20 protein-coding genes are annotated in these 23,135 nt (G+C 34.2%); 4 read left to right on the plus strand and 16 right to left on the minus strand.

Annotated elements, in window-relative coordinates:
* Positions 1-157: 157 nt before the first annotated feature.
* From moaA to WN975_RS11300, 16 genes are all read right to left on the minus strand, one after another.
* On the minus strand, positions 158-1,165 hold the full coding sequence (gene moaA, locus WN975_RS11225) for a GTP 3',8-cyclase MoaA (RefSeq protein WP_337966609.1): 1,008 nt from the start codon (positions 1,163-1,165) through the stop codon (positions 158-160).
* Positions 1,152-2,066 (minus strand): bifunctional molybdenum cofactor biosynthesis protein MoaC/MoaB, encoded by a 915-nt coding sequence (gene moaCB, locus WN975_RS11230; RefSeq protein WP_337968985.1) that lies wholly within the window; start codon positions 2,064-2,066, stop codon positions 1,152-1,154. Before moaCB ends, moaA begins: the two co-directional genes overlap by 14 nt.
* Positions 2,059-2,496, minus strand: coding sequence for a molybdenum cofactor biosynthesis protein MoaE (locus WN975_RS11235; RefSeq protein ID WP_099708760.1), 438 nt, complete (start codon positions 2,494-2,496; stop codon positions 2,059-2,061). The genes moaCB and WN975_RS11235 overlap by 8 nt, the downstream gene beginning before the upstream one ends.
* A 152-nt stretch (positions 2,497-2,648) precedes the next feature.
* Positions 2,649-3,725: a HesA/MoeB/ThiF family protein gene (locus WN975_RS11240; RefSeq protein WP_337966610.1), complete on the minus strand. Its 1,077-nt coding sequence runs from the start codon at positions 3,723-3,725 to the stop codon at positions 2,649-2,651.
* Positions 3,726-3,735: 10 nt separating this feature from the next.
* Entirely contained in the window at positions 3,736-3,972 is a 237-nt protein-coding gene (locus WN975_RS11245) for a MoaD/ThiS family protein (protein ID WP_337966611.1), read from the minus strand.
* Positions 3,972-4,763, minus strand: coding sequence for a uroporphyrinogen-III C-methyltransferase (cobA, locus tag WN975_RS11250; protein ID WP_337966612.1), 792 nt, complete (start codon positions 4,761-4,763; stop codon positions 3,972-3,974). The genes WN975_RS11245 and cobA overlap by 1 nt, the downstream gene beginning before the upstream one ends.
* A gap of 5 nt (positions 4,764-4,768) precedes the next feature.
* Positions 4,769-5,341 carry a molybdenum cofactor guanylyltransferase gene (locus WN975_RS11255; RefSeq protein ID WP_337966613.1) on the minus strand — a complete coding sequence of 191 codons (573 nt, stop codon included), beginning with the start codon at positions 5,339-5,341 and terminating at the stop codon, positions 4,769-4,771.
* A 193-nt stretch (positions 5,342-5,534) separates the two neighbouring features.
* A complete protein-coding gene (locus tag WN975_RS11260; RefSeq protein ID WP_337966614.1) occupies positions 5,535-6,281 on the minus strand; it encodes a sulfite exporter TauE/SafE family protein in 747 nt (248 codons plus the stop codon).
* Positions 6,282-6,411: 130 nt separating this feature from the next.
* Positions 6,412-7,584: a molybdopterin molybdotransferase MoeA gene (glp, locus tag WN975_RS11265; protein ID WP_337966615.1), complete on the minus strand. Its 1,173-nt coding sequence runs from the start codon at positions 7,582-7,584 to the stop codon at positions 6,412-6,414.
* Positions 7,585-7,764: 180 nt separating this feature from the next.
* Positions 7,765-8,013 (minus strand): hypothetical protein, encoded by a 249-nt coding sequence (locus WN975_RS11270; protein ID WP_337966616.1) that lies wholly within the window; start codon positions 8,011-8,013, stop codon positions 7,765-7,767.
* Between the two features lie 22 nt (positions 8,014-8,035).
* Positions 8,036-8,548 (minus strand): ubiquinol-cytochrome c reductase iron-sulfur subunit, encoded by a 513-nt coding sequence (locus WN975_RS11275; protein WP_337966617.1) that lies wholly within the window; start codon positions 8,546-8,548, stop codon positions 8,036-8,038.
* A gap of 10 nt (positions 8,549-8,558) precedes the next feature.
* The gene (locus tag WN975_RS11280; protein WP_154784274.1) at positions 8,559-9,128 is read right to left on the minus strand and encodes a 4Fe-4S dicluster domain-containing protein; all 570 of its coding nucleotides are present in this window, start codon (positions 9,126-9,128) and stop codon (positions 8,559-8,561) included.
* 17 nt (positions 9,129-9,145) lie between these two features.
* The gene (locus WN975_RS11285; protein WP_337966618.1) at positions 9,146-11,362 is read right to left on the minus strand and encodes a molybdopterin oxidoreductase family protein; all 2,217 of its coding nucleotides are present in this window, start codon (positions 11,360-11,362) and stop codon (positions 9,146-9,148) included.
* Positions 11,363-11,458: 96 nt separating this feature from the next.
* On the minus strand, positions 11,459-12,511 hold the full coding sequence (locus WN975_RS11290) for an MFS transporter (RefSeq protein WP_337966619.1): 1,053 nt from the start codon (positions 12,509-12,511) through the stop codon (positions 11,459-11,461).
* A 27-nt stretch (positions 12,512-12,538) separates the two neighbouring features.
* Entirely contained in the window at positions 12,539-14,131 is a 1,593-nt protein-coding gene (locus WN975_RS11295; RefSeq protein WP_337966620.1) for an MFS transporter, read from the minus strand.
* Positions 14,132-14,149: 18 nt separating this feature from the next.
* Positions 14,150-15,625: an MFS transporter gene (locus WN975_RS11300; protein WP_337966621.1), complete on the minus strand. Its 1,476-nt coding sequence runs from the start codon at positions 15,623-15,625 to the stop codon at positions 14,150-14,152.
* 331 nt (positions 15,626-15,956) lie between these two features.
* Between WN975_RS11300 and WN975_RS11305 the strand changes: the two genes are divergently transcribed.
* From WN975_RS11305 to WN975_RS11320, 4 genes are all read left to right on the plus strand, one after another.
* The gene (locus WN975_RS11305; protein ID WP_337966622.1) at positions 15,957-16,145 is read left to right on the plus strand and encodes a hypothetical protein; all 189 of its coding nucleotides are present in this window, start codon (positions 15,957-15,959) and stop codon (positions 16,143-16,145) included.
* 772 nt (positions 16,146-16,917) lie between these two features.
* Positions 16,918-20,049: a TonB-dependent receptor gene (locus WN975_RS11310; protein WP_337966623.1), complete on the plus strand. Its 3,132-nt coding sequence runs from the start codon at positions 16,918-16,920 to the stop codon at positions 20,047-20,049.
* A 17-nt stretch (positions 20,050-20,066) separates the two neighbouring features.
* On the plus strand, positions 20,067-21,539 hold the full coding sequence (locus WN975_RS11315; RefSeq protein ID WP_337966624.1) for a RagB/SusD family nutrient uptake outer membrane protein: 1,473 nt from the start codon (positions 20,067-20,069) through the stop codon (positions 21,537-21,539).
* 4 nt (positions 21,540-21,543) lie between these two features.
* Entirely contained in the window at positions 21,544-23,112 is a 1,569-nt protein-coding gene (locus WN975_RS11320; RefSeq protein ID WP_337966625.1) for an arylsulfatase, read from the plus strand.
* Positions 23,113-23,135: the final 23 nt, after the last annotated feature.

The following is a 23,135-nucleotide window of genomic DNA, read 5'->3' on the forward strand; positions in this document are numbered from 1 at the left end:
AACTTAATTGTTGAACCTTTTTTTTATGTAAAACTTTTTAGATATGGTTTGTCATTGCGAGGAACGAAGCAACCACTAAACGATACGCTATCTTTGTCAAAGTTTAAAACTTTGACAAAGATTCTCTAAGATTCTCAGAACGATAACCTCTTCAAACTTATCCTCCAATCGCAATCATGCTGCGATTATCAAAATGAAGTTTTGGATCATCCATTTCAGAAATACTAACCATTCCGGATCTGATTTTTTTCTTGTTTTTGATAGATTCCGAAATCAAATTTGTGATAGATTCACCGTTTCTAAAAGGCGTCAGTAAATCTGTTTCAGAATGAGAAAACAAGCAATTTTTAATTTTCCCGTTTGCCGTCAGGCGGATTCGGTTACAACCATCACAAAACGGGTTTGTAATCGAACTTATAATCCCGAAATCTCCCTGAAAGTCTTTTATTTTATAAGTTCTGGCCGTAAAGTTTTTTTCGTCTTTCAGTTTTTGAATTTTATCCAAAGTAAAAGATTCCTCTATTTTTGATAAGACTTCGTTTTGCGATACCATTTTACTTCTGTCCCACTGGTTTCCGGCAAAAGGCATAAACTCAATAAAACGAATTGAAATGGGTAAAAACTGAGTTAATTTAATAAAATCAATTATTTCATTATCATTAAATCCTTTTATTAAAACGACATTTACTTTTACATGAAAATCGTTATTGAGAAGTAAATGCATATTATCAATTACTTTCTCAAACTGATTTCTTAGCGTTATAGAATTAAACTTAGAAGCAATTAAAGTATCTAAACTTAAGTTGATTTTTTTAATATTGGCTTGCTTCAAAACATCAATATGACGATCGATTAAAATACCATTTGTAGTAATTGAAAGCGAAGTATTTAAAGTCGATAATTTAGATACTATCTCGGGAAAATCCTTTCTTAGCAAAGGTTCTCCGCCTGTTAATCTTATTTTATCTACACCATTTTCTACGAAAATTTGGGCCAAATCAAAAATCTCATCAGCCGTCATTAAACTGGCTTTTGGAGACAATGCGATTCCGTCAGCAGGCATGCAATACGTACAACGTAAATTGCATTTCTCTAACAACGAAATACGCAAATAATTGTGTTTTCGTCCAAAATCATCCGTTAAAATGGTTTTAGAGGGCATCATGATTTTTACCTTTTAAAATATGAAAAACATGCATTACATGGGGAAAAACGGCATCCATAGATTCTCTGGCTCCGTTTGTTGATCCCGGCAAAGCCAAAACCAAACTTTTTCCTAATGTTCCTGCAACTGTTCTGGATAACATCGCATACGGCATTCTTTGCTTTCCGTAATCCCTGATTGCTTCTTCGATTCCTGGAATTCTGCTTTCCAGCAATGGTGCTAAAGCTTCCGGTGTTACATCTCTTGGCGACAATCCGGTTCCTCCGGTAAAAATAATTAATTGATGTTCTTTCGCGAAAGCTTTTGTCTTTTCCTGAATAATATCAAATTCATCAGGAATAATTTCATAATGCGCCGCTTCAACTCCGTAAGAAGTTAATTTTTCAACTATAATTTTTCCGGAACGATCTTCTTTATCTCCTGCAAAAATTGAATCAGAGCAAACAAAAACTGCCGCTTTAATTACATTTGGAAATTTATTTTTGAAAGAAGATTTTCCGCCTTCTTTGCTTATTAATTTAATAGTCGAAATTTCGATTTCTTTATCAATTGGCTTCAACATATCATACATCGTCAACGCAACAATTGATGCGCCGTGCATTGCTTCAACCTCAACTCCGGTTTTGTAAACTGTCTTTACATTGAAAATAATCTCAATTGTCAAACCTTCAATTTTATATTCTACCGAAGTAAATTCAATTGGAATTGGATGACAATCCGGAATCGATAAATGGGTGTTTTTCACTGCAAATAATCCAGCGGTTTTCGCCATTTCAAGCACATTTCCTTTTGGCACAAGATTATTTACCACAGCATCAATTGTTTCCTCTTTACTAACTTTGACAATTGCTGTTGCCGTTGCAGCTCTTAAAGTGCTTATTTTATGCGTAATATCAACCATTATTGTTTTGTTTCCAGGTGAATGTATCGTTTTCAAACATTTCTTTTCCAAAAATCGGTACATCTGTTTTTATCCAGTTTACGATGGCTTCCGTAGCTTCATAAACTTGTTTTCGTCGCGTTGCCGAAACAAATACGAACAAACAAATTTCTCCCGCTTTTACTACTCCTAAACTATGATAAATGTGCATGCATGTTAAGTCGAATTTAGCAAAAGCTTTTTCACGAATTGTATGCAAAGCCTCGTTTGCCATATCCGTATATGCCGAATAATCAATCGCAACAACTGTATTGTCATGAATAACATCAGCGCGAACTTGTCCTAAAAAAATGTTATGCGCACCAATCGTGTGTTTTGATTGGTGTTTTGCAATCGATTCTGCTATAAATTCTGAAGAAATTGGTCCTTCTACAAATACATTTTTACTCATTATATTTTATTTTTTGCCACAGATTAATTCTGAAACAGATTGCGAATTAGCCCGCAGATCTACACTGATTTTAACGGATTTCCTTTTTTCAAATTAAATTTAACAATCCGTGCAGATCCGTTTAATCTGTTAAATCCGTGTGCCATATTTGGTCAAACTTTTATTTCTCTTTTTAATAACTGGTGCAACATCAAAGCACCGCCAGTAATACTTTTTATATTTCTAAACTTATATTTCTGAAGCAATTCAACTGCAATTTTACTTCTTATTCCGGATTGACAGAAAACATAAATTGTTTGGTTTTTATCCAGTTTTTCAATTTCATTTTCTAAGTTTAAAAGTGGAATCTGAGTTACGTTCCTGAAATTTATTTTTGGAACTTCATCTTCGTTTCTAACATCTAAAAAAAGAACTTCAACATTATCAATTTCATTCAGAATTTCATTCACAGAAATTTCTTCAACAGTATTTTTAACTTCTTTATATTTTTCTTCGAAAGCTTCTTTATTTATTTTAATATCAGTATTTTTTTCGAAATCATATTTTTGTTGTTCATTATTTAAAATATTATATACCAATATTTTACCACTTAAAACTTCTCCTATTTCCAGAATCATTTTGATAACTTCATTGGCTTGAAACATTCCTATAATTCCAACTGATATTCCAATTACTCCGGCGTCTTCACAATTGGCAGATTGCGTATTTTCATCCGGATACAAACATCTGTAAGTTGGTCCGTTTTGATAATTAAAAACCGAAACCTGACCTTGAAATCTAAAAATAGATCCGTAAACCATTGGTTTTTTCGTAATTATACAAGCGTCGTTAATCAAATATTTGATGGCAATATTATCTGTTGCATCAACAATAATATCATATTTTTCGAATAATGAAATCGCATTTTTTGCGGACAATCTTTCAGGAATTGCATTAACTTTCACTGAAGGATTCAATTCAGAAACCATCAATTTAGCTTCATCGACTTTGTATTTCCCAACCGCTGAACTCTTATAAATTACTTGTCGATGCAAATTTGAAATCTCAATAACATCATCATCTACAATCCCAATTTCGCCAACACCGGCAGCAGCCAAATAAGGCAATACAGCCGAACCTAAACCTCCGGCTCCGATAATTAAAACCTTGGCTTTTGTTAGTTTCTGCTGTCCAATTTCTCCAATTTCCGGAAGAATTATTTGTCGATTATAGCGTTCTTCTGTATTCATGAATTTTATATTATCCTCCGGCAAACGGAGGCAATAAAGCAACAACATCACTTGTTTGTAACTTGTAACCTGTTCCTTTTGGTACTATTTTTTGATTGATCGCCACACTAAATGAAAGGGAATCAAACTGGTATTTATTTTCTAAATCCTGCAATAATTCCTCTAATGATATATCTGAAAAAGAAACTTTCTCAAACTCACATTTGGTCTTTTCGGCGACAGCTCCAAAATATTTAATCTCAATCATTATTTTAAATTTAAATTCTGAAAGATAAATTCGTCATCAAAATGCTCTTGAAAATAAGACGTTAATCTTGATGTGTTTTTTACCACTTCGCCAATTACAATAATTGCCGGAGACGAAATCTTATTTTCAGACACTAATTTAGCAATTGAACTTATAGTTCCTACTACTTTTTGCTCTGTATTTTTTGTTCCGTTTTGGATAATCGCAATTGGCAAATCATCTTTACGGTTTTCTTGATAAATAGCTACAATCTCTTCTAATTTATGCATTCCCATCAAAATAACGACCGTTGCAGCGGATTTGGACGCTAAATGAACATCTTTTGATAATTCATGATTAGAAGTTGTTCCTGTAATTACCCAAAAACTTTCGGCAATCTGGCGTTGTGTCAAACTAATTCCAACTGAAGCCGGAACGCCCAAAGCTGATGAAATTCCCGGAACCATTGCGGTTTCTAAATTATATTGTTCTGCATATTCAATTTCTTCACTTCCACGTCCGAAAATAAAAGGATCTCCACCTTTTAAACGCACAACATGACCGTAACGATTTGCCATCGAAACTATCAATTCATTGATCTGATCTTGTGTATAAGCGTGACATCCCAAGCGTTTGCCCACAAAAACAATTTCTGCATTTGTTGCATATTGCAATAGTTCTTCATTAACTAATGCATCGTACAAAACTACATCTGCATCTTCAAGCGCTTTTATTGCTTTTAAAGTAATTAGTTCAACATCTCCAGGACCTGCGCCTACAATTGTTAATCTGGGAGTTTTTAAGCTTTTCATAATTATTAACTTAAATTGATATTCAGATCGTTTAATTCGTCAATCGAATTAATATTAGTCAAATGAAAGTTTTCACTTTCTTCTATTGTGATGATTTGATGCGGAATTTTCGCGATTAAATTCATCATTTTTAAATCATCGTTATCAATTGCGCTTTTGATAACGGATAATAATTTCTTCGAATAAATTCCAATTAATGGATGCATTCTGCTTTCGGAAGCAAAAACTGTGATTTCAGCTTCGTCATTATGTTTTGAAATTAGTTCTGATAATAATTCGGTTGAAATTAACGGAATATCACAACTCAGAATCAAATTAAACTCGGTTTCAGAATCTGTCAAAGCGGTATAAATACCTCCTAACGGACCTTTATCTGTAACCGTGTCCAGAATTTTATCATAAGGCAGATAATCGTATTCTTTATTTGCCGTTACTAATTTTATTTTATCTGTAATAGGCAAAATAGCCTTAATTATATGTTCTATAAATGGTTTATTCTGGAACAAAACAAGTCCTTTTTCTGACTGCATTCGGGAACTTTTTCCACCGCAAAGAATAAATACTGTTAGAGTTTCCATGACTTTTTTGTTTCAGGTTTTGTTTGTTTCAGGTTAAAATGGGTAAAAATTTTACCGCTAACAGCGCTAAGATTTTATCCATTATTAACTTTTAATTTTTAAAATAAAGTTCGCAAAGCTGAATCAATACAAAGCTTTGCTATTTTCAATAAATTATTTCAGCAAAAGAACATTGCGCCTTTCGGTTAACTTTTTATGGAAAAATCAATTTTATACTTGCCATTAAAATTACTGCTCCTAAAACCATTTTTAAAGTTTTGTTAGAGAAATAACCGCTTCCGTAAAATCCGCCTAAAACCCCTCCAATAACGGCAATCGGAACTAAATAAAAACTCTCTACCGGAATTGTTTTTCCTCCCAGAAAGAAACCCAACATTCCTGCAAATGAATTCACAAAAATGAATAAACTTGATATTGCAGCCGATTCTTTTATCGAAGCCCAACCTAAAAATAATAAAATAGGACTCAAGATAATTCCTCCGCCAATCCCCAACATTCCAGATAATAATCCTATGATAAAACCAATCGCTAATGCAAAAGGTAAGTTTATCTGAACTGCTTCTTTTTCTTTAAAATTAAATACTCCAAATAATCTTAAGGCTGCAAAAACCAATACAGCTCCTAAAATAATTTTATAAATCGCATTGTCTAAAGTCACAAATCCGCCAATAAATGCAGCCGGAACTGATGCAATTGCAAACGGATAAAACAACTTTGGTTTGAAATAATTCATTCGATAATAAAAGAAAAACGAAATACTCGAAACAAACAAATTAAGCAACAAAGCCGATGGTTTCATTATCGAAATTGGAAATGCAAAAATGGTCATCAACGCTAAATATCCTGATGCTCCGCCGTGCCCAACACTAGAATACAAAAAAGCAATAACAATTAAGGCAAAACTGAATAATAGGATATTTTCGGAACTAAGTAACTGCATTTGTTGTTTTTATTTTGTTTCAGGTTTTCTTTGTTTCTAGTTTCAAGTTTATGCTGTGTGTTTAATTTTACATACCGCATTTCATATTTCAATTATCTAATTTTCTAATTGCCGAATTTTCTAATTCTCTCTAATCAATTGGCAATAATGTTACAAGCTGTCCTTTTTTCAAGGTTTCTGTATCGTTTGGAACAATTAATAAACTGTTTGCAATCGCAAATGTATTGAGCATTGCTGAACTCTGTCCTTCTAAAATTGTCACGTTTGTTTGATCGTATAATGCTTTTAAAAACAGTGTTTTTCCGGTTGTATTGGTAAATCCTGAGTTTAATTTTCGAACGATTTTTGGTAAATGTGTATCAGAGAATCCCATTCTGTTTTTGATTGCAGGATAAACGTAAACGTAAAAATTAGTAAGTGACGAAGCTGGATTTCCAGGTAATGCAAATACTAAAGTTTCTTTTTTAGATCCAAAAAACATTGGTTTTCCAGGTCGCTGATTGATTTTATAAAAAAGCTCTTCTACTCCATTTTCTATTAATGCTTCTTTTACAAAATCATAATCTCCAACAGAAATTCCACCGGAAATTAAAACTATATCATATTTATCTAAAATGTCTTTAAGTGCTTTTTTAGTCGCTTTCAGACTGTCTTTTACTTTATAAACTTTTGTCTTTTTTATTCCAATTGTCTGAAGCGCTGCTTCTAACATAACTGAATTGCTTTCGTAAATTTTTCCTTTTGGTAATTTTTTTCCGGGCTTTACTAATTCATTTCCTGTTACTAAAATGGCAACTCTTGGCTTTTTATAAACTTCAATTTCTGTAATTCCCAGACAGGCCAAAAATCCAATTGATGCTGGTGTAATCAAAGTGTTGGCTTCAAAAACTACATCTTCTTTCTCAATTTGTTCTCCTTTATTTCGAACATTTGCAAATTGCTTAGGCATATTAGTAATCAAAATTGATTTTTCATTTGCCATTACATGTTCCTGCATCACTACAGTATCTGCATTATGAGGTACAAAAGCACCTGTAAAAATGCGAACTGTTTCGTTTGGATTCAGTTTTATATCAGAATGATCTCCGGCTTGCGAAACACTAACGATATCATACTGATGTCTTTCGCTGTGAATAAAAGCATATCCATCCATTGCCGATTGCCGAAATGGCGGCATGTTGATGGGAGAATAAATTGTTTCTGCCAAAATGTAGCCCAATGCTTTACGCACCGATATTTTCTGAATTGGCATGTTTGTGCTATTCTCTGCAATAATTGATAATGCTTGTTCAACTTGGATCATGGTTGCTATTTTATTTACTGCAATAAATACTTATTACAAATATAAGTATTTATACTTAGTTAAAATCATTGATTTTCTAAATTTTTAAAAGATTATAAATTTAAGCTTTATTCTTTAAATTATTTCAGAAAAACCAATCAAATAGCTTTTATAAGTCATTGAAATTATAGAAACCTCAAATTATTTCTTTCTGAAATTTCCGGTTGGCAAATAATAAAGCCATGCAAAACCTATAAAAAACAGAATTGCCGAAGCTATAAATGCAGGTAATAATATTTCTTTGTTATTATCTAATGCATTATTTAGGGAAGCATATAACAGCCAAATTTGAATACTTACATTCAATATCAAAATAAATATAAGTGTCGAAAGTATGTTATTCAGCTTATTGGGATTTGCGCGATTTTGACTTCTTCTAAAAGTACTCATATCGATTTATTTTAGGATTACTCTAACTATCTTTATTCTCAACATGTGCTTTTACATAGACTTTGTTCTCTTTAAAAAACACATCTAATTGCGGTAAAGCTCTTGGTGGCGGTCCTGCAATTACATCACCGGTCATTGCATCAAATGAACCTTCATGACAAGGACAATGTATAATTCCGGTTCCCGGTTTATAGAAAACGGAGCAAGATAAATGGGTACATTTTTGTTCGTAAGCTCTGAAATCTCCACTTTCGAGATGTATTAAAATATAAGGTATTGTGCTGCCTTCGATTACAAAACCACGCGTTCCTCCTACTGGTACATCTTCTCTATTGCAAATAAAATGTTCTCCTTGCACACCTTCACTTGGCAACAAATAAGCTTTTGCAGCAACAAATCCGCTTCCTACCATTAATCCTCCAGAAACAAAAGTCAGGAATTTGGCAAAATCACGTCGGCTTACTTGAGTGGATTCCTGTTTTTTTATTGGGAAATCTTTTTTCCAGTTTTCATTTAAATTATCTTCTTTTGACATGGATCTAGATTTAATATATTCTTAATTCATTACTGCCTTTTGGCATCATAATGTTTACTTTAGTATTGACTGTTTCTTTTCCAAAGATGAATGTATTGACTGGCGAACTATTAGGTCTCATTTCTTCAATTTCTGCTCTTGTTCCGTAAAACAAAGCGCCACTTGGACAAACTGTTGCGCACATTGGTTTTTTACCTACACTTGTTCTATCGTAACACATTGTGCACTTCATCATCAAATCATATTCTTCCATTTTTTTAGGAACTCCAAACGGACACGCCATAACACAGTTTGAACAACCTATACATCTTTCTGTATTTGCGGTGTGAACAACTCCAAATTCGTCTTGCGAAATTGCATCGGCAGGACATACGTTTGCACATACAGGATCTTCGCAATGCATACAAACTTGCACAGTGGTTTGAATTGTTGAAGAACGCTCGACATAGTTTACGCTAATCAAAGATTCCTGTCCATTGGTTTCACATTCTGCACATGCCATTTCGCAGGCTTTACAGCCAATACAGCGTTGCAGATCTACAAAAAACTCTTCGTTTCTATTAAAATTAGTCAAATTCATAATTTCGTTTTTATAGATTAAATACTTGCATATGCTTGCGATTCTTTTGACAATGGCGCTATTTTTCCCAACGGATCTAATAAACAGGCACAAACTTTAAATTCCGGAATTTTTGAAATTGGATCTAAAGTTCCCGGTGTCAATTGATTTGCTGATTTGGCTCCAGGCCAATGATACGGTATAAAAACTGTATCTTTTCTAATGGTTTCTACGATATTTGCCGGAAAAATTCCTTCTCCGCGTCGTGTTGCAACTCGTACTAATTCATGTTGTTTGATTCCGTATTTTAAAGCCATTTCAGGATGAATTTCTAAAAGTGGTTCCGGAAACTGATCAACCAATTTACCAATTCTTCGTGTCTGAGTTCCGCTTAAATATTGAGAAACCACACGACCTGTAGTCAAGATAATAGGATATTCAGCATCAGTAACTTCGCCCGGTAATTTATAAGGTGCCGGATTAAAGTGTGCTTTTTTATCTGGTGTTGCAAATTTTTTATCTTCCCATAATCGTGGTGTTCCGGGATGATCGTCTGTTGGACAAGGCCAAAAAACGCCCATATTATCTTCTATTTTTTTATAGGATATTCCAAAATAATCTGCTGTTCCGCCTTTTGAAGCGACACGCAATTCATTAAAAATAGCTTCACTATTATCATACGTAAATTTATCTTCTTCGCCCAATCGCTTGGCTATTTCCAACAAAATAGAAGTATCTGTTCTTGCTTCTCCCGGAGGTGTTACTGCCTGACGAATTCTGATTACGCGACCTTCTGCCGAAGTTGTTGTTCCTTCTTCTTCTTCCTGTAAAGAACCTGCTAAAACAATATCTGCATGACGAGCCGTTTCATTCAAAAAGAAATCAATACAAACGTAAAACTCTAATTTCTCCAAAGCTGATCTTACATAATTGTTATTTGGCAATGAAACCAATGGATTGAAACAAATCGAAATCAATCCTTTAATTTCGTCTCTATGAATGGCTTCTATGATTTCGTAAGCTGTAAGCCCTTTTCCGGGCATATCTTTTTCATCGATTCCCCAAACTTGCGATATATACTTTCTGTGTTCCGGATTCTCAATATCGCGGTTTCCTGGCAATTGATCACATTTATGTCCATGTTCTCTACCTCCTTGTCCATTTCCTTGTCCTGTAATTGTGCCGTATCCGCAATATGGTTTACCAATTCTTCCGGTTGCCAAAACAAGATTTATACAACCCAAAACATTATCAACTCCTTTTGAATGATGTTCGATTCCGCGAGCGTGAAGTAGGAAACTAGTTTTAGCTTTTCCCCACAATTCCGCGGCTTCTTTTATTTTATTTTTATCAATTCCTGTAACTTCTTCAGCCCATTCAAGAGTATAATCTTTTACGGCATCTATCGTTTCCTGAAAACCTGATGTATAATTGTCTATAAAATCATGATCCAACATATCGTGATCAACCAGATATTTAAGCATCGCACCATATAATGCAGAATCTGTTCCGGGTCTTACATCTAAATGTACATCGGCGGTTCTGGCTAATGGAATCATTCTTGGATCGATTACAATTAATTTTGCACCACGATCTCTTGCTTTCCAAATCCAATGCGTTAATGTTGGAAAAGTCTCGCTGATATTTGCTCCGGCTACAATAATTACTTCGGCATATTCTAAATCAGAATAATTGTTTGAAGCACGATCTAATCCAAAAGCTTTTTTATTTCCTGCTCCTGCACTTACCATACAAAGTCTTCCGTTGTAATCCAGATTTCTGGTTTTTAATGCCACGCGGGCAAATTTCCCAACTAAATAACTTTTTTCGTTAGTAAGTGATACTCCTGATAACATCGAAAAAGCATGTTTACCGTATTTTTCCTGAATTCTTTTTATTTCGGATACCGTTTTATCCATTGCATCATCCCAGGAAGTTTTTTCAAAGCCTTTTCCTTCTACTCTTTTTATGGGATGTAAAAGACGATCGGGATGATTATTTTGCAAATAACGCTGAACTCCTTTTGGACATAAACGTCCTTCATTAAAAGGAAATTCCATCCATGGTTCAAAACCTACTACTTTATTGTCTTTTACTGATAATTGAATACCACATTGCATTCCGCAGAAACAACAATGCGTTTTTACCAAACTATCTGGCTCATCTCGACCTGCGTAACCATCTTTGGGCGCATAATTTAAATGAGGACCAAAATCTTCAATAATTTTCTCGGTTGATACAGGTAATTTTGCCATCTTTTTTTTTGTTTTTTTTGTTTCAGGTTTCTTTTGTTTCAAGTTTCAATCCTAAACATGGAACTTGAAACCTGAAGCCTGAAACTTTCTTTTTTTTTATCCAAATAACTTTCCGCCGTTTTCTAATCTTGCTTTTAAATGCGCCTGAGCTAAACGGGATCTTTTTCCTTCGGGACTTAAATCTAAATGTGATGTTCCGTCTTCATGCGTGAAATCAAATCCCAGTTGTTTCGTCACAATTTTTAAATCATTTATATGAAGTTGAGTCGCAAATTCTTCGCCTGTATGAGGACAAACTGCCATTCCTTTTTTAATTCCTTCTTGTTTATAAATATGTGCTCCAATCTGTGCGGGACGCTGAATAATGTGGAAGAATTTTCCAAATGGAATCCATATCAAAAACATGATTACGGTTACGGCATGAATTACGGCAAGGAAATCATATGCAAATCCTTTCATGAATTGATAAGAATACGTAAGACATAAACCTGTTACTGATATTGCTATCAATAGAATAAGTGGCAATAAATCGCCTTCAAAAGATTGGGTTGCAATTAAACCGGGATTTGTTAATCGTCTTCTTAAATAATAAACGGATCCAAATATTACTAACCACGAAGACCAGTTTAGGGCGTGAAAGATTAGAAATGCCAAGAAAGATCCAATCTTAAAATCCATCATTTTAAATCCAAAGAAATGCGCTTCATAAATGGAAATAGAATCTTGTGCCAAGGTAAAATGTATCCAACCAAACGTTAACGGGATTGTTATGGCAAATGCCGACATACATCCTAATGCGATACAAAAATGGGCTATCCAACGGTATTTACTTCTTGGATAAATGAATTTCTGAACTACTACATTTTCTACCGTTTCTTTTCCTAAAAACCATAAGTGAGAGAATATTTTTCCGGTAAACAGAAATTTAATACTTCGTTTGAAATACATCCATGTTGGCGGACGCTGCAACCAAACTGTATATCGATATACAATTCCGAAGAAAGCAAATATTGTACCAAACAAATAAGTAACTAATGCTGCATCAAAATTTTGCAATTGTCTGGATCCGTAAAACACCAACACGATTGTCAATGCCGAAACTGATGTTGCAACGAGTAAAGCTTTGGTATTAAAAGTTTTATTTTTCATCTTTAATTGACTTTAATGATTACTTTTTTAACTTGGTTTTTCGCAACCTTTACGATTATAAAACCACCAATTTATCGCAGTCGCAATAAGAGTAAAAACAGAAACTCCTATAAAAAACTGATCTACGGTACCATTTGCCGAAAGGTTATTACCTATTAATTTTGAATATATAAAAGGTCCAAATGCTGCAATTGCTGCTGTCCAACCAATAACTCCGGCTGCCTGACGTTGATTTTCGGCAAAAATTATTGGGTATTGTCTAAATGTTCCTGCGTTTCCAATTCCTGTAAAGAAGAACATTGCTAAAATCACTGTTACAAATAGTGGAAATTGTTCCATGCTTGTTGGTGCAACTAATCCTTCTGTAACTAAAATTATTGATCCTGCCAAAATTCCTAAACCTGTAATTGTAGTAAGTATCGCTCCACCAACTCTATCTGCTACAAAACCAAAAGCAATTCTACTCGCTGATCCTATAAGTGGACCATAAAAAGCATATACTAAAGGATCTGGCGCATTTGGAAAATCTCCATATAAGAATTTAATCATTAATGGAAAAGCTGCTGACAATCCTGCAAAAGTTCCAAAAGTCATTACATAAGTTATGGTACAATACCAAGTATGTTTGTTTGAAAAAATATCCATTTGCTCTCTAACCGATGCTTTCATTGGTATACTTTTTAAGTAAAACCAACTTATAAAGGCTAATAATATTAAAAATGGAGCGTACCAAAATGCTGCGGATTGTAAATAGATTTCCTGATTGTTTACCGCCGTATTATTAGGACTGATATCGTTCAATATTTTTTCGGCCATTTTAGGATTTGCATTTGCAATAGCCTTTGCTTTTGCTTTTACAGGCAATGCTGTAAAAAGAGCTACTTTATCATCTGATTTGATTGAAGCACTTACAGAGTCTCGAATAGTTTCGCTTACGTTTGTTAATATTCGGGCTTGAACCTCGGGAATTAAGCCTGAAAAAACCTCTTTTTGTTTTTCAATACTCGCATTCTGAAAAACAACTATTGCTTCTTTATGATCGATACTTGTAAATACTGATGCTGCACCATAAATACTGACGCTAATAATAAGTGGCGTAACAAATTGTGCTACCGAAACTCCAAAATTTCCAATTCCGGCTTGAATTCCAAGTGCTGTTCCTTTAAGTCTTTTAGGAAAAAATAAACTTGTACTTGGCATATAAGAGGAGAAATCTCCTCCTCCAAAACCTGTTGTAAAAGCCAATACTGCAAATACCCAAAAAGGTGTACTGGTATCCATAACGGCAAAACCAATTCCGATTACGGGAATTAATTTAATTGCTGTTGCAAATGATACAATATGTCTGGTTCCAAATATGGGTAATATAAAAGTATGGATGATTCTCAAAACTCCTGCCGCTAATCCGGGAATCGCTGTTAACCAAAAAAGCTGATCTTTGGAAAAGTAAAATCCTAATCCGGGTAATTTAACAGCAATTACGCTCATCATAAACCATGAAGCAAAGGATAATATTAATGTTAATGTTGTTATTGTTAATGTTCTCCAGGCAATTTTACTTCCGGTAGCATTCCAAAACGCATCATCTTCCGGATCCCATTTGTCTAACCAAGTTTTCATATATGTATTGTTATTTAATTAATGATTGTGTTCTATATCTCTTGTAAAATCTGGCGCTTTTATTCTCATCGCATTTATAATTGTTCGGTGCATCCATAAAAGACAGAGAACAGAAACTACGAAAATAAATATCCATGAACTGGTCCAGAGTCCGGTATAATTAAGGAGATAACCAAAAATTATTGGCCCAATAAATCCGCCTAATCCGCCTATTAAACCAACCATTCCTCCTACTACTCCAACTTCATTTGGAAAATATTCAGGAATGTGTTTGTAAACGGCAGCCTTACCAATTCCCCATGAAATTCCTATAAGTATCACCAGGACTAGATATACCCAGAGATTAGCGCTAAACTTAATTTGTGTTACGCCTTTCGCTAATAATTCTTTCTTTTTGACTGTTTGGTTTTGTTCTACAACTATTTCCTGCCAAGAGTTCTTTACAGGAAAAATTGCGGTATCGTCGCTGTTTGATATTTCTTTTTTATGAATTTTATGTTCTTTATCATTTACAGTAATTGCTTCGGGAGAAACTTGGGTAACAACACCATTTGTCGTAGCAAGAACTCCTGGTCCGGCCGTGAAAATTTCCATTTTAGGAAACATTAATAAAAAGCTTATTACTATTGATGAACCTAAAACCCAATACATTACTTTTCTGGCTCCAAATTTATCTGAGAGATATCCGCCAAAAGCTCTGATTATTCCGGAAGGCAAACTGAACATTGTAGCAAACATTCCGCCCATAACGAGTGAAGTATGATAAACGTTCATAAAATTGGGTAATAACCATTGTGAATAGGCTACAAAAAAACCGAAGACTAAAAAGTAGTATGCTCCAAATCTCCAGACTCTAATGTTTTTAAGCGGAGACATTAATTCGCCCATTGTTTTTGAAACTCCGGGATTGGTTTTATTCTTTGCGAAAACAATAAATAGTATTCCAATGAATACTAATACAGCTCCGTAGATCACAGGTAATAATTTCCAACCGTTTTGAGGATCTGTTTCTGAGAAGTTATTTAATAATGTTGGAGCGGCAAAAGTTGTAATTGCGGCTCCGGCATTTCCCATTCCGAAGATTCCCAGAGCGCGTCCTTGCCAATCTTTAGGATACCAAATCGAAGTATATCCAATTCCTACCGCAAAACTTGTCCCAACTAATCCGAAGAAAAAACTTAATACAGCAAAAGTCAAAAAAGTACTGGCAAAAGGAAGCAGAAAAAGTGGAATTGAACAGAGTAATAACAAAATTGAAAACACAATTTTACCTCCATATTTATCTGTCAAAATACCTATTGGAAGTCTAAATATTGAACCTGATAAAATAGGAATTCCAAGTAACCATCCTGTTTCTACAACTGTCCAGTTAAAAATTCCTTTATCAACAAGATAAGTTACCAAAACGCCATTTAAAGTCCAACAGGCAAAACAAATCGTAAATGCTAATGTATTTAAAAACAGAATTCTATGGGATTGAGATAGATTACTCATATAATTTTTTTAAGATATTAAAGATCAATCAGTACTGATTTCCTCAACTAAAAAGCAAAATTATAACGTTAAATTCTTACATAATATGATATATATCATATTAAAAGACATTCTTATCCGGAATATAAAAAACGAATTAAACACCTGTTTATCAGATATTTTTAAATAAATAAAAAATAGTTTTGTTTTAAAAAGGCTTTTATTTTGAAACTTTCTTGTAAGAATAATTTCAATCTATAATACTTGGAGATATTTTGAATTCTTTTATGGCTTATAAAATTCTAATGAGGAATTCTTTTTCTTTTAATCTTATTAATTAAAAAAGTTAATTATGATAAATATAAGTAAAATTACTACACTAAGCAATTGGAAATTAATTATTTACAAAACAAAACAGACATTTCATTATTTTGGTAATAACAAACTTCAACATAAAGCCGCTTTATATTTTCCGGATGTTTCATTCTGGAATTTTATTATAAAAAGAGATATTGTTAACTGTATAAAAAATCATGGTTAATCTCACACAAGTCTTTTCTCGACGTTTTTAGCTCATTTTCAATATTTTGGAGAAGTATAAAATCATAAAAACCAAGTAAAAAATACTACATTTCAATACTTTTTAGCGATTATTTTTTAACATTTTTTTTAATTCGGATAAAAACACAAATAATTGATAATCAATATTTTAAATACTAAAAATCCAACTTCGAAAGTGCCTTTAATCTTCCTTTTAAAAAAAAACTTATGAAATTTTTGGATTTTATTATATTAAAATTAACTTTGTCTATAGGATTAGTAGAGTTTAAAATCGTATTTAAAACCATAAAACACTATATTTTGAAAACAACCGCAAGCATATCGTATAACATTCTTCCTAAAAATGATACTTATAACAATTGTTGTTATATGTGCTTCTGTTGCTAAACCTCACAGCAATTTATTCGTTTTTCTAATTTTCCATTATAACAAATTAGATAAAAACGAATTTCTAAATAAATACACCAAAATACCCTTTTACTGAAAAATACAAAAGTCTGTTTTATGCACTAATTGCATCTAAACGATTCTTGAAACGATACCTATATATTAAAAAAAAATGACTAATAACTAAAACAAAACTAAAATGAAAAAAATGCAAACCTGTTGCTGTAAATAAAAAAAGCCATTTCTGCGGCAACAGAAATGGCGAGGCCTAAAGAATATTTATCACTAAACCAAGAATACCTATAGAGAGTTGAAAATTCAACTTTCAAGGCGCCTTGTTAATTACTTAAAACCAATACAAAGAAATGAAAAAAAAATTAAACATATACTCATTGCTTTTTCTCCTGCTATTTTCGGCAGGAATTAATGCCCAGAATACCACGCCGCTTATTCAATCTAAACTTGACGGAACTGTTGTTGATGATGTTACAAATCAGCCTATTATTGGAGCTTCGGTAGTTATTAAAGGTACAACACACGGAGTTCAGACAGATGCTGAAGGAAAATTTTATTTTCAAACAGGACAAAAATTCCCTTACACTTTAATAATAACTTATATAGGATATAAAAAAGCAGAAGTTGTTGTAGACAAAAATCCTGTTACTATTAACTTAAAAGAAGAGCGTCAGGAACTTGATGAATTAGTAGTTGTAGGTTACGGTTCTCAAAAGAGGAAAGACATTACGGGCTCTGTTGCATCGGTTCCAAAAGCCAATTTATCGCAAGTAACTTCCTCTGCAGATAATTTATTGCGTGGTGCAATTCCCGGTGTGGTAGTTACACAAAGTTCTGGTCGTCCCGGAGCTTCTTCAAGTGTTCGTATTAGAGGAGGAAACTCAATTACTGCGGGGAATGAACCTCTTTATGTGGTTGATGGAATCCTGATTTATAATGACAATAATAACAGTACAGCGGGTGTTACGAATGCCGGTGCAACTGTAAACGTATTATCAACTATTAATCCCGGAGATATAGAATCTATTGAGGTTTTGAAAGATGCTTCTGCAACGGCAATTTACGGTTCTCGTGGTGCAAATGGAGTTGTAATCATCACAACCAAAAAAGGAGTTAAAGGACAAGACAATATTTCGTATCAAGGTTATATTGGATTTCAAAATGTTTCGAAAAGATTACATTTAATGAATGCCAGCCAATGGGCAAGTTTACGTAATGACGTTCAGGCAAGTATTGGTCAGGCACCATCTTTTACACCGGCTCAAATAGAAGCTTTTAAAACTTCAGGAAGTTACAACTGGCAAGATGCTGTTTTTAGATCTGACGCGCCAATTCAAAATCATCAGTTATCATTTTCAGGTGGAGACGATCGTTCTCGTTATGCAATCTCGGCAGGTTATTTTCAACAAGACGGAATTGTTATTGCATCTGATTTTAAAAGAATTTCGCTTCGTGCTAACTACGAAAGAAACTATTCTCAGAATTTTAAATTTGGTGTAAACGCTAATTATAGTAATTCAGTTTCAAATGGTATTGGTACAAATGGCGGTGCCGCTGCAGGAAGACAGCCAAATCCATTGGTTGTAGCTTTATATCAGCCGCCAGTAGTTCCTATCAAAAATCCTGACGGAAGTTATAATCTAACCAATAATCCATACGCAACTGCAACAAATGGTATAATTCCTAACCCAATTAATGATTTGGTGAATACTACCAATGAAACAAAAATCAACAGAATTCTAACCAGTTTATTTGGTGAATATAAAATCACAAAAAAATTGACTGCAAAAGTTGCTGTTAGTGGAGATGTTATCAATACAAAACAAAACTATTATGCGCCGTCAACTACAACTTCAGGAGCCGGAACTAAAGGTTTAGCTTCTGTTGGAGACAGAGTTGTAAGTTCTGTATTGAACGAAAACACCTTAAATTATAATACTAATTTCGGTGAAAACCATAAATTCTCAGCTTTAGGAGGATATACACTTCAATACACTCAAGGTGAAGTTGTTAATGCAGGAGCGCAAACATTTGTAAACGACTCAAATACTTATAACGCTTTGCAAGATGGAGTTCCGGTAAAACCTTACAGCGATGCATTTGAAAGTGTTTTGAAATCATGGTTAACGAGAGTAAATTATTCTTATAAAGGAAAATACAACTTCACATTATCTGCGCGTGCAGACGGTTCTTCAAGATTTGGATCAGAATCTCTTTGGGGTTACTTTCCTTCTGCAGGATTCTCATGGAATATTACCGATGAAAGTTTTGCAAGCAACATCAAAGGTCTAACAGAAGCTAAACTTAGAATTACAGCAGGAACAACAGGAAATCAAGAGATTGGAAACTATCTTTCTCTAGCTCAAATGGGATCTGTAAATTATTCTTTTGGAGGAACTTTATACACAGGTTTAGCTCCTACTCGTCTGGCAAATCCGGATTTGAAATGGGAAAAAACAAATCAATACAATGTAGGTTTGGATTTGTCTTTATTAGATCGAAAAATCAACTTTGTATTTGATGTTTACTACAAGAAAACAAACGATTTATTGATCAATGTACCAATTCCACTTACTTCTGGTTATGCAACAGTACTTCAAAATATTGGAGGTGTTGAGAATAAAGGTATCGAGATTGGTTTGATTACAGAAAACATCAAAACTGAAAATTTCTCTTGGAATTCGAACTTCGTTTTCTCTGCTAATAAAAACAAAGTGGTTTCTATAGGAAATGGTGTTAATCAATTTTTTCCTGTAGTTCCAAACGGATCATTATTGCAACAACAACCTGTAACTGTAAAAGTTGGATTGCCATTAGGAACTTTCTGGGGATACAGAACTGCTGGAATTTTCCAGACTCAGGAAGAAATCAATACACAACCTAAAATCAACAGTTTAGCCAATACTAAAATTGGAGACAGAAAATACGTTGATACAAACGGAGACGGTGTAATTACTGCGCTTGACAAAGGAAATCTTGGAAGTTCTCAGCCAAAATTTGTGGGAAGTTTTAGTAACACAATTTCTTATCATGATTTTGATCTTAATTTCTCTTTCCAAGGCGCTTATGGCGGAAAAGTGTTTAACGCTTTGAATCAACAATTAGAAATTTCTACACTTGGAACAAATGCAAATGTTACTTTGGATAATCGTTGGACACCAACAAATACAAATACTGATGTTCCAAGAGCTACAAGTTCTCCGCTTGGGATAGTTTCTGAGCGTTATGTAGAAGATGCTTCTTTCTTAAGATTGAAATTAATCACTTTTGGATATACGTTACCAAAAAGCCTTTCCTCTAGATTGGGAACAAAAAGCATCAAATTTTATGTTTCTGCCGAAAACTTAATTACATGGACAAAATACACAGGTTTTGATCCTGAGGTAAGTTCTTATGAGCAAAATAACTTATATCCGGGAATTGATTTTGGTGCATATCCAAACTCCAAAACATTTATTTCAGGTCTAAACGTAACTTTCTAAGTAAAAAAATATACACAATGAAAAAGATTATAATAACAATACTATTAAGCGCCGGTTTATTTTCGTCGTGCGCAGATTTAGAGGTAACACCGACCTCTTTTGTAACCGAAGACAATTACTTTAAAACTCAAGATGATGCAATTGCAAGTGTAACCGCAGTTTATGCTTCTTTGAGTCTTGATCCGGGAGAACAAAGTTTATTTGGCAGAAACCTCTATTTCCTTACAGACATGGGATCTGATTATGCCGCGGCAGGAGTTTCTGCAACAAATCCTCAGGTTAGAGCGATGAGTTCATTAACACATGATGCAACAAATGACCGTGTTCAGGTGGCTTGGCGCCAAATTTACGCTGGAATAAACAGAGCAAACGTAGCGATAGATAATGTGCCTAAAGTAGTTGGTAACGAAGTTGTAAAAACCAGATTAATCAATGAAGCAAAATTCATAAGAGGATTATTGTACTTTCAGGCTGTTCGTATTTGGGGCGGAGTTCCAATCGTTTTGCACGAACCAACTTCTATACAATTAGAAAGTCTTAAATCAAGAAGAGAAACTGTTGATGCCGTTTACACACAAATCATTTCAGACTTAAATGCTGCCGAAAATTTGCCTGCAACATATCCTGCAACTGATGCCGGACGCGCAACTTCCGGAGCTGCAAAAGCAATTTTGACAAAAGTATATTTGACCAGAAAAGATTATCCAAATGCAATCTTAAAAGCCAGAGAAGTTATTAATGGAGGTTACGGATATGCATTATTCGAAAACTTTCAGGATATCTTTACTAAAACAAAAAAGAACGGAAAAGAACATATTTTCTCTGTTCAGTTTGAAGCTAATCAAGCAGGAAACGGATCAAGCGGAAGTACTTTTCAATCTACTTCTTTTACAGGATTTACGGCTACAGAACCTGCAGATATTATCTCAGACGTAGCATTATTCTATGATATTTATGCTGCCGGAGATGTTCGAAGAGATGTAAGTTATGCAAAGACATTACCAATTCCGGGAACTGCAAATATTTATACTTTTCCGAAACCAATTTTCAAAAAATATCTGGATTTAACCAATTTGGCAACACCAGGAAATGTAGCTATAAATTTCCCGCTTATTCGTTATGCAGATATTTTATTATCTCTTGCAGAATCGATTAATGAGCAAGGAGGTCCAACTCCAGAAGCTTATGAATTAATTAATCAGGTAAGAAGAAGAGCTTTTGCAAAACCAATTAATACGCCAGATCCAACGGTAGATTTAGTTGGATTAGATCAGGTTACTTTTAGAGCAGCACTTCAGGAAGAGCGCAAAAAAGAATTTGTTCAGGAAGGACAAAGATGGTTTGACCTTGTACGTTGGGGAACTCTTGTAACTGAAGTGAAAAAAGTAACGGCAAAAAACTCAGTTTCAGCACGTAATAATCTATATCCAATTCCGCAAAGCGAAAGAAATATTGATCCGGTTGGATTGCCACAAAATCCAGGTTATTAATAAAATGAGAAAAAAACTGTTCATTCTCGCCCTATTGGTTGTTACACAATTTCAGCTGTTTGCACAGAAAAAGCAACCTAATATCATCGTCATTTTGGCCGATGATTTAGGTTTCTCAGATATTGGCGCTTTTGGCTCAGAAATCAAAACTCCCAATTTGGATAAACTCGCCAAAAACGGGCTTATTATAAAACAGTTTTACAATGCCGGACGTTGCTGTCCTTCCCGCGCTTCATTGCTCACAGGTTTATATCCGCATCAGGCAGGCGTTGGCGATATGGTTCAGGATAAAGGATTTCCGGCTTATCAGGGATATTTAAACGAGCATTGCATCACGATTGGGCAAGCATTAAAAGAAGCAGGATACAGTACAATAGTTTCAGGAAAATGGCATGTTGGTTTAGTACCTTCAGCTTGGGCGGTTAATAGAGGATTTGATGATTCTTTTACGTTACAAAACAACGGAAGCAGTTATTTTAACTCGCAGCCTTTATATAATGACGGAAGAAAAATTACTTTTTTGAAAGGAGATAAAGAAGTTATTCGCACAGATACTTCAACTTATCTCACTCAGGAAATTACCAATTTCGCCATTAAATCTTTAGAAAAACAGCGAAACGAGCAAAAACCTTTTTTTCTATATGTTGCTTATAATGCGCCACATTGGCCCATTCAGGCATTACCGGAAGATATTGCAAAATACAAAGGCAAATACCTGCAAGGTTGGGATAAATTGAGAGCAAGTCGTTTTAAAAAATTAAAAGAACTTGGAATTATTGATAAAAACTGGGACTTATCAAATCGTTTTGAAAAAGTACCGGATTGGGAAAAACTAAGCACCGAAGAAAAAGATAAATGGGATACCCGAATGGCAATTTACGCCGCTATGATCGACAGAATGGATGCCGGAATTGGAGAAATTCTGCAGAAAGTAAAGTCGTTGGGAGAAGAAGATAATACAATTGTTCTCTTTCTTTCGGATAATGGAGGAAGTGCAGACGATGTGAAAAACTGGAATTATGTTACACAAAAAAATGGAACACCAGGTTCAGTTGCATCAATTGACAGTTATGAAACTCCGTGGGGAAATGTGAGCAACACGCCTTTTCAATTATTTAAAAAGAACACGCACGAAGGCGGAATTGCTTCTCCTTTTATAGCTTATTATCCAAAGCATATTAAAGCAGGAACAATAAGTAACCGAGTGAGTCATGTGATTGATATTTTCCCGACTTTTCTGGAATATGCAGGTTTTCAATATCCGGAGAATTTTCAAGGAAAAAGTCTCACACCATTAGAAGGAATTAGCTTAAAAAAAGAATTTGAAGGACAACAATCTGATGCACATGAAGCCTTGTTTTGGGAACATGAAGGCAGCAAAGCAGTTAGAAAAGGAAATTGGAAGGCTGTCGCCGAAAACAATCAGCCTTGGGAATTATACAATCTTGCTACAGATCGAACAGAAACAAAAAACGTAGCAAAATCAGAACCCAAACTGCTCGAATCCCTGATTGAATTACACCAACAATGGTCGAAAAAAGTAGGCATCGAAGATTGGAATAAAATAAAATAACTCGCTGGATAATATTTAAACAC

It is taken from the genome of uncultured Flavobacterium sp., assembly GCF_951805225.1.
GTDB lineage: Bacteria > Bacteroidota > Bacteroidia > Flavobacteriales > Flavobacteriaceae > Flavobacterium.